Below are 1,819 nucleotides of genomic sequence, written 5' to 3' on the forward strand. Positions count from 1 at the left end.
ACAGCTTGAGAGCGCCATCGCCGGCAAGCCGGGCTCCTACAGGGGAATAGCGGCGCCGATGTGGCGCCGACAGTGGAACAACAATAAATAATCACTGTGAGGGCTACCCAAATGTCAGAACACGCTCAACCCCTGGGCTCCGCCACCAAGGCGCGAGACAGCAACGACACACAGAAAGTCATCTTCGCCTCCTCCCTCGGGACGGTGTTCGAGTGGTATGACTTCTTCCTCTATGGCGCACTCGCGGCGGTAATCAGCAAGCAGTTCTTTGCCGGGGTCAACGACACCACGGCGTTTATCTTTGCCCTGATGGCCTTCGCCGCCGGCTTTGTGGTGCGCCCGTTCGGCGCGCTGGTGTTCGGTCGGCTGGGTGACATGATCGGGCGCAAGTACACCTTCCTCGCCACCATCATCCTGATGGGCCTGGCGACTTTCTGCGTCGGCCTGCTGCCGACCTATTCGAGCATCGGCATTGCCGCACCGATCATCCTCGTCGCGCTGCGCATGCTCCAGGGCCTGGCGCTGGGCGGCGAGTACGGCGGCGCAGCCACCTATGTGGCCGAGCACGCCCCGGCGGGCAAACGCGGCTTCCACACCAGCTGGATTCAATCCACCGCGACCCTCGGCCTGCTGCTGTCGCTGCTGGTGGTGCTGGCGTGCCGTTACTTCACCGGCGACCAATTCGAAGTGTGGGGCTGGCGCCTGCCGTTCCTGCTGTCGATCGTGTTGTTGGGCATCTCCACCTGGATCCGCCTGAGCCTGCACGAGTCGCCGGCGTTCCTGAAAATGAAAGAGGAAGGCAAGGCCAGCAAGGCGCCGATCCGCGAATCCTTCGGCAAATGGGAAAACCTCAAGATCGTGCTGATTGCGCTGTTCAGCATCAACGCCGGCCAGGCAGTGACGTTCTATGCCGCGCAGTTTTATGTGCTGTTCTTCCTCACACAGTTTTTGAAGATGGATCCGGCACTGGCCAACATGCTGCTGATCATCAGCGTGGTGATTGGTGCGCCGTTCTTCATCTTCTTCGGCTGGCTTTCGGACAAGCTGGGGCGCAAGCCGGTGTTGATGGTCGGCCTGCTGCTGGCCACCGCACTGTACTTCCCGATCTTCAAGGGCCTGGCGCACTACACCAACCCGGCGATGGACCACGCCAGCCGCCAGTCGCCGATCACCGTATTGGCAGACCCGGCCACCTGCACCTTCCAGTTCGACCCGGTGGGCAAGGCGCGTTTTGACAGCCCGTGCGACAAGGTCAAGACCTTCCTGGTGAAACAGGGCCTGCCGTACGAAAGCGCGGCCGCCCCGGCGGGCAGCGCGGTGCAGGTGAGCGTGGGTGATGTGCGTATCGACGGTTACGACGAAGCCGCCCTGAAAGGCGCGGTGACCCTGGCGGGTTATCCGCAATCGGCTGATGTGGCGCAGGTCAACAAAACCATGGTGGTGGTGCTGATTGTCGCGCTGATCCTGATCGCCGCCATGTGCTACGGCCCGCTGGCAGCGCTGATGGTGGAGCTGTTCCCGACACGCATCCGCTACACCTCGCTGTCGCTGCCATACCACATCGGGAATGGCTGGTTTGGTGGCTTCCTGCCGACGGTGTCGTTTGCGCTGGTGGTGTACACCGGGGATATTTTCTATGGGCTGTGGTACCCGGTGGTCATTACCGGGGTGAGCCTGATCGTGGGGCTGATTTGCCTGAAAGAGACCAAGAACGTCGATATCGACAATAACTAAACGTCGATCCGGCCGACGCTGGAGTTTCAGTGTGGGAGCGGGCTTGCTCGCGAAAGCGGGGTGTCAGTCGCCGGATAGGTTGACT

Annotated in this window: 1 protein-coding gene; it reads left to right on the forward strand. The window is 61.6% G+C overall.

Translation table 11 applies throughout. The features are described from left to right. The first annotated feature begins 111 nt into the window (after window positions 1–111). A complete protein-coding gene (locus tag ACW9I6_RS32265) occupies window positions 112–1,734 on the forward strand; it encodes an MFS transporter (RefSeq protein ID WP_003211608.1) in 1,623 nt (540 codons plus the stop codon). Window positions 1,735–1,819: the final 85 nt, after the last annotated feature.

Source organism: Pseudomonas sp. SDO5522_S412 (assembly GCF_054071215.1).

Coding starts and splice junctions, on each gene's coding strand:
- ACW9I6_RS32265 (WP_003211608.1), top strand. CDS start 112: ATGTCAGAACACGCTCAACCCCTGGGCTCCGCCACCAAGGCGCGAGAC.